The sequence below is a fragment of the Actinopolymorpha alba DSM 45243 genome (assembly GCF_000373925.1).
Classification (GTDB): Bacteria; Actinomycetota; Actinomycetes; order Propionibacteriales; family Actinopolymorphaceae; genus Actinopolymorpha; species Actinopolymorpha alba.
On sequence record NZ_KB892761.1, the window covers coordinates 79,002 to 85,001 of the forward strand.

The window sequence follows — 6,000 nt, forward strand, 5'->3', positions numbered from 1 at the left end:
GAGTCAATGACCTGCAGCTGGATCCTCAGCGCCTCCCGTGGGGGAGACTGCAGCATTTGTCTGACGAGGGTTGGAGCGTCCTCAGGTGACCGTCCTCACCGAACCGTGGATTTCTCCCCATCCATTTTTCGCAGCTTGGCGCCGCAACTTCAAGACTTATGTTTCGGCGCCCAGTGGCGCAGACTCGTGCCCGCCGTCCTGACGACTCCGCAGGTCGGCTTGCGGAAGGAAGGGGCTAGATAACTGTGACCGGACCGATGTCTCTGAGATGGCCCAACTGTCTCAACGTCCGCGACCTCGGAGGTCTATCCACGAGTGACGGTTGCCGGATCAGGGCTGGGGCACTGATCCGTTCCGACAACCTCACCCGGTTGACTGAGGCCGGCGTTCAAGCGATGCGAGATGCTTCCGTGAGCCGCATCATCGACGTACGGACGCCACCGGAGTGCGAAGGTGATCGGTCACCGTTCGCGGCCGATCCCGTCTATCGCAACATGCCGCTCTACAACGCCGACGATCGCTACGACCCGACCCAGAGCATCGACCAGCAGTATGTGGCGATGCTCGACCTCCACCCCGAGCTGTTCGCCGCCGCAGTCGGGGCGATCGCGGATGCGCCGATCGGCGGAGTCGTCGTCCATTGCCATGCCGGAAAGGACCGTGCCGGGAACGTGGTCGCACTGGCCTTACGCCTGGCAGGAGTTCCAGCGGATTCTGTCGCGGCCGACTACGCCGTCCTGGACGACCGCATGCGCGACCACTTCGACGCACAGCTCGTCCTCATCAACGATCCCACCGAGCGGAGCCAACTGGCTGAGTCCTTCACCGCCCGACCGGAGACGATGCTCGTAGCACTCAGGCATCTCGACGACAGGTACGGCGGGGTTGAGCCGTACCTTCGCCACGGAGGTCTAAATGACAACCAGGTCAACGCGCTAAGAGCGCGACTCATCGAGCGACGGACCTGACAACGGGACAGGTGCCTGGCCTTGGATCTCATGCCCGCGTGCCACTTCCGTGCCAGATGACGCGGCAGGTCATGGTCAGTGACGGTCAACAGCGGTCACAACAGAACGGCTCGGACGCCGGACCGATCCTCGCTCCCGTCCTGTGCCTGTTCGTATTGGCGTTGCCAGCCGAGGGCGGGTACGACTCGGGCAGTCCTATCAACTGCGCTGCTGTGATACTCAGAGAACGATGGTGCGGAACCTTCACCAATGTGAATGCCGATTCAGAACCGCTGCCGGGGGCCCTGCGCAGGAGCCTGATTCACGGTTAGTGAAGGGTCAGTGAGGGCTTCTGGGGCCGGAGGGCAGGGGCACCTGCCATTCGATGATGTAGCGGCCGGGTTGGTTTGGGCGGCGGTGGCAGGTCCCGCCGAGGCGTTCGGCGCTGGCTTGCAGGTTTACAAGAGGGCTCGACCTTTCCTTGGTTGGGGTGCCGTTGTGGGACACCGCAAGTGTGAGCTTTTCGGTGTTGACCTGCACGAGCACTTCGACCTCGGTCGGGGAGTACTCGGCGGCGTTGGTGAGCGCCTCTCCGACGGCGGGAACGAGTTCGCGCTGCACCTCGGCACAGACGTCGCTGTCGATCTGGCCGAGTACGACCAGTCGCGGGGTGAATCCGAGTTGGTCCCTGGCGGAGTCGACTTCGTGGACCAGCTTGTCAGAGACCGTTGCCTGGTCGGGTTGGGCTGCGAGTGGCTGGTCGGCTTCGCCAGACGGAATCTCGTAGATCCTGGATCGGAGCTGCTGGGTGGATTCGTTCAAATCCTCGATGGCTTGGTGCACCCGGTGTCGCACCTGAAGCTCGGTGCTGAGGGCTTCGACGCCGTGCAGGTGTGTTCCCGCGGCGAGCAGGCGTTGGAGCACGGACCCGTACAGGTCTTGGGCGAGCTTGTCACGGTCTTTCAGGACGAGCAGGCGGTCGCGGTCTTGTAGAGCCTTCACCCGCTGTAGGACGAGCCCGACCTGACCGGCGAGGGTTTCCAACAGTCCCATCTCGCGTCCGGTGGAGGCGTGCGGTGAGTCCCGCAGCCATCCGGCGCAGAGCACCCCCGCGACCTCGCCCGCCGACAGTGGCATGTAGATGGCCGGACCGAGGGCAGACTGCGCGCCTGCCAACTGTGCCAGCGGCTTATAGCCAGGTTCGTGGATGAGATCGTTCGTGATCATAGGGCGACCGGACTTGAGGACGTCGCCCATGAGACCCTGCCGCGCGATGCGGATAACGGGGATGTCCTGCATATCGGTACTGCTCGCCACCACGAACATGTGACTGTCAGGCTCGGCAGGATCGGCAAGTGTGACCGCGGCAAACGCCGCGCCAGATATCTCACGCACCCGGTGGGTCACCAGACGCATCGCCTTGTGAAGGTCGACCTCGCTCATCAGCAGACGCGCTATCTGTGCGCTGGCTTGGAGTTGTTGTTCTGCTCGGCGCCGCTTGGTGATGTCGCGCAGCGCCGCCACGTGGATGGGCTGCTGTTCCAGGGTGGTGGCGGTGGCGCGCATTTCCACGATCCGTTCGCTGCCGTCGGGCAGTCTGAGGCTGATTTCGGCTACCGGGTCGGCGAGGGGGAACCCGAACTCGGTGCCGACAAGTTCGCCCGCGCTGCGGGCGAAAAGCCGCTCGGCGGCAGGGTTACACACGCAGATGATGCCGCGTTCGTCGACGGCGATGATGCCGTCGGCCATCGCCGACATCAGCACCCGGCTTGCATCGGGAGCCGGTTCCGGACTCGACGGTGTGTTGCCGCGGCGGCGGGGATCGGGCGGCGGTCGGCTCTGGGCAGGGCTCTCGCCGTGCCTCGTATCCCTCTCGCGGGGTTCGTTCTCGTGGTCTTCGGGCTGGTGTTGCATGGTGCCGCGTCAGGTTTCGGGGCGGGGCTGGAGCGGCCATTCGGGGTTTTCGGGTAGCTGTGGTTCTCTGATTTGGCCGCCGCGGAGGGGGGTGAGGATGTGCAGGCCAGTGTTGTCGATATGGATTCGCCGGATGCGGGGGTCGTGTCCAGAGCCGCGGGATTGGATGACAGCGGCAGACCGCTGGATCTCTAGTTCGGCGGTTTCGAAGTAGCGGTACAAGATGCTGACGTCGATGAAGCTGGCGATCTCCAGCACGATCGGTGGGGTGATCCGGCTAACCCGGCTGGACGGTGCCGCCGTCAGCAGCGTGGTGATCTCGTTCTGCCGGAGCAGCGATCCCAGTGCGATGACGAAATCGAGTAGCACCCGCGGAGTGGCGATCCGCTCCAGCGCCGTCAGCGAGTCGATGACCAGCCGGTGCGGCGCGAACTCGGCCAGGATGGCCCACAGCCGCAGGAAGTGATCCTCCAGTGCGGCCACCTCCGGATAATCGGTGATTACCCGCAGTAGGCCGGAGCCTTCCATCGCCGGTAGGTCCATCCCCCAGCCAGCAGCGTTGCGGACCAGTTGGTCATGGGTTTCGTCGAAGGTGAAGAGCAGGCAGCGCTCCCCGGCGGCGACCCCGGCCATAGCGAAGTGCAGGGAGGTCAGCGTCTTGCCGGTGCCGGTCGGCCCGGTGATCAAGGTGATCGCGTCTTTGTAGACACCGCCTTCGAGCATCTCATCCAGGCCGGCGACGCCGGTGGACACCCGGACCCGGGAAGCCGAAGCGCGGGGGGTGAGAAACGCCAACGGGAGGATCACGATGCCGCGGTCGGGGTCGATCGTGAAAAGCCACTCCCCGGTTCGATGCGCCAGACCGCGGCACTTAGCGACCTCGATCGTGCGCCGCCGCCGATCCTCATGCAGGGCGTTCCGCAAGATGATCAGGCCGTCGACCACAAACTCCTCAACACCGAACCGCGACACCCCGTCGTAATCGGTGACCCGCTCCGCCGTCACCACCGAGGTCACGCCAAGCGCCTCCAGCCCGGCCACGATCCGAAACATCTCATGGCGGACGATGCCGACCGCGTCGTACCGGGTGAAGATCGCGCCGAGGGAGTCCACCGACACCCGGCTGGCGCCAACCCGGCGTACGGCGTGACCGATCCGAGCGACCAAGCCGCCGAGGTCATACTCACCGATGGTTGGTTCTTCCTCGGCAATGTCGGCAGAGGCGTCGACAAACGCCCACTTCCCTTGGGCCTCCCAGGTCTTGATCGGAACACCCAACGAAGCCGCGTTCCGGCGGATGTCGTCGGGGGTCTCCTCAAACGTTACGAACACGCCGGGTTGGTCGAAACCGGTGATCCCGCGGGCAAGGAACTCCACCGCGAACAGTGTCTTCCCACTGCCGGTCGTCCCAGTCACCAGACAACACCGCCCGGCTGGAAGGCCGCCTAACGCCACATCGTCGAACCCACTGATGCCGGTCCGTACCTGCTCAATCGCCGCCGCCATCGCCTCCCCCTCTCTCGCTGCTTGCCGGCACCGCCAGGGTGTCGGGAAGCCCCAAGGCGACGGCAGCGCGATGCTGATCCGACAGGTCACCCACGACGCGCCGCCTCGGGGATGGCGCGAACCGGATCACCGTCGGGGTCGCCAGAATCCGTTCCTGATCAAACAGATCCGCCTGCTCAGCCGCGTCGACTACCTCCACCCGAAAGTCGCTCCCCAGGCGAGACTCACAAAGCCGCCGTAGGTTCGCTTCCGCCAGCACCGACCGCTCGGTCTGACCGGTGACGTACAACCTGAAAACGTACGTAGTCACCACCCGACCCCAAAATCCGCCAAACAGACGCAAGCCTAAAGGGAAAGCACTCAAGTCCGTTCTACATCCGTTCCAGGCCGGCTTCGCCGGCACACCAAAGATCATCTACTCCAGTCTCAACCTCCAACCTACGCCGCCATTGGCATGCCAAGCAGTGCCATTCAGGGAATCTCGGCAACTGCGTGTTTGGCCCGTATCTGGTCGAGCAAACGCGTGAAAGAAGAGGGCCGGGTCTTCCGGGGAACCTGCACCCCGAAGGACCCAAGCTCAACTGTTTGATGAAGAGCTGAAAGAACAATCGGAGCGCCTTCGGCGCGCAGTTCTTCAAAGTTCCTTGCCTTCCCGGCCCTCCAAGACTGCGGGCGCGCTCCCGCGCCACGCAAGATCGTTCGTCCACCGCTCCGCAAGCTCGCTGCGGGCGCTGCATCTTGCGTTCTGGTCGCATATACGCCCGCTGACTCTTCGGTGCCGGGACGGCAAGGAAAAAGGTTGACCAGCCGCAACACTCGGCGTACGCGCACCAGGCAACTCACCCACGTCACGTGAGAAAGGCAGGCAAAGACGAAATGCAGAAGCCAGATTCCTCGGTCCGGGTGGACTATCTCGATGCGCTCCTCGCCGTCTATGAGGCGATCGCCGTCCCGGGGCGCCCCGGGCGCCGCCAAGCCGGTCCACGGATCGAGGCTTAAGACGGTGAGCTATGCCGCCGGGCGAAGAGTCGATGCGCTTCCGCACGAACGCGACCGCGTCCAGACGTGGGGCGATGGTATCGGGGACGTCGAAGGTCGGCCCGCCAGCCCGATGCAGTCCCAGAAAACCGGTTGTGACCTGACCGATGCCTTACCACTGTAGGAGCCATGATCTCACTTCGCACCGCTACGAGGGATGACATCCCCGTCCTCGCTGATGTGCTGGCGAAGGTCGAAGCACAAGTCGATGCGTCGATCGATGTCGAGGAACGTCGGAAGGCCATCGCCGAGGGAATCAACGGGTACTTCGGCGCTGACGAGCCGGAGAGCATCCTCTCGATCATCGAGTTCGACGGCGCCCCGGCCGGCAGGTTCAGGGTCGTCCGCTTCCCGGACCGGATCTTCCTAGTACTACAGCCGTAGATCGTGATCTTGCCTGATCGGCCTTGCTGGGTAGGGGCGTTGGGTGTCGGCGGGTCGGTGCGTGACGACGGGCGGCCACCGCTGCATTGTCTGTGTTTGTGAAGACAACAGATGAAGATGCCGCGATGGCCGCTGCGCTCAGCATAGAGGTCGGTCGCTGGGAGTCCGAACTGGGCGAGCTGATGTGCAGAGTTGGTCGCTTGTTCGCCCG

General features: G+C 64.2%; 6 protein-coding genes. 3 read left to right on the forward strand and 3 right to left on the reverse strand.

What is annotated here, in order from left to right:
- The first annotated feature begins 257 nt into the window (after nt 1-257).
- Nucleotides 258-968 (forward strand): tyrosine-protein phosphatase, encoded by a 711-nt coding sequence (locus B141_RS0120570; protein ID WP_020577073.1) that lies wholly within the window; start codon nt 258-260, stop codon nt 966-968.
- 318 nt (nt 969-1,286) lie between these two features.
- Here B141_RS0120570 and B141_RS0120575 read toward each other — a convergent pair whose 3' ends face one another.
- The 3 genes from B141_RS0120575 to B141_RS0120585 are packed head-to-tail and all read right to left on the reverse strand — an operon-like array spanning nt 1,287 to nt 4,782.
- Nucleotides 1,287-2,861 (reverse strand): GAF domain-containing protein, encoded by a 1,575-nt coding sequence (locus tag B141_RS0120575; RefSeq protein WP_084678406.1) that lies wholly within the window; start codon nt 2,859-2,861, stop codon nt 1,287-1,289.
- Nucleotides 2,862-2,870: 9 nt separating this feature from the next.
- Nucleotides 2,871-4,367, reverse strand: coding sequence for a circadian clock protein KaiC (gene kaiC, locus B141_RS0120580; RefSeq protein WP_020577075.1), 1,497 nt, complete (start codon nt 4,365-4,367; stop codon nt 2,871-2,873).
- Nucleotides 4,351-4,782 (reverse strand): circadian clock KaiB family protein, encoded by a 432-nt coding sequence (locus B141_RS0120585; RefSeq protein ID WP_084678407.1) that lies wholly within the window; start codon nt 4,780-4,782, stop codon nt 4,351-4,353. Before B141_RS0120585 ends, kaiC begins: the two co-directional genes overlap by 17 nt.
- 461 nt (nt 4,783-5,243) lie before the next feature.
- Here B141_RS0120585 and B141_RS52295 point away from each other — a divergent pair, with 461 nt between their 5' ends.
- Together B141_RS52295 and B141_RS0120595 are read left to right on the forward strand one after the other, a co-directional pair.
- Nucleotides 5,244-5,366 carry a hypothetical protein gene (locus tag B141_RS52295; protein ID WP_020577077.1) on the forward strand — a complete coding sequence of 41 codons (123 nt, stop codon included), beginning with the start codon at nt 5,244-5,246 and terminating at the stop codon, nt 5,364-5,366.
- Nucleotides 5,367-5,534: 168 nt separating this feature from the next.
- Complete coding sequence (locus B141_RS0120595; RefSeq protein ID WP_020577078.1) at nt 5,535-5,789, forward strand: hypothetical protein; 255 nt, start codon at nt 5,535-5,537, stop codon at nt 5,787-5,789.
- The last annotated feature ends 211 nt before the right edge of the window (nt 5,790-6,000 follow it).

Excerpts from the sequence above, each read along its gene's own strand:
- B141_RS0120595 (WP_020577078.1), top strand. The coding sequence starts at position 5,535 with ATGATCTCACTTCGCACCGCTACGAGGGATGACATCCCCGTCCTCGCT.
- B141_RS0120575 (WP_084678406.1), bottom strand. The coding sequence starts at position 2,861 with ATGCAACACCAGCCCGAAGACCACGAGAACGAACCCCGCGAGAGGGAT.
- B141_RS0120585 (WP_084678407.1), bottom strand. The coding sequence starts at position 4,782 with ATGATCTTTGGTGTGCCGGCGAAGCCGGCCTGGAACGGATGTAGAACG.
- B141_RS0120570 (WP_020577073.1), top strand. The coding sequence starts at position 258 with ATGTCTCTGAGATGGCCCAACTGTCTCAACGTCCGCGACCTCGGAGGT.
- B141_RS52295 (WP_020577077.1), top strand. The coding sequence starts at position 5,244 with ATGCAGAAGCCAGATTCCTCGGTCCGGGTGGACTATCTCGATGCGCTC.
- kaiC (WP_020577075.1), bottom strand. The coding sequence starts at position 4,367 with ATGGCGGCGGCGATTGAGCAGGTACGGACCGGCATCAGTGGGTTCGAC.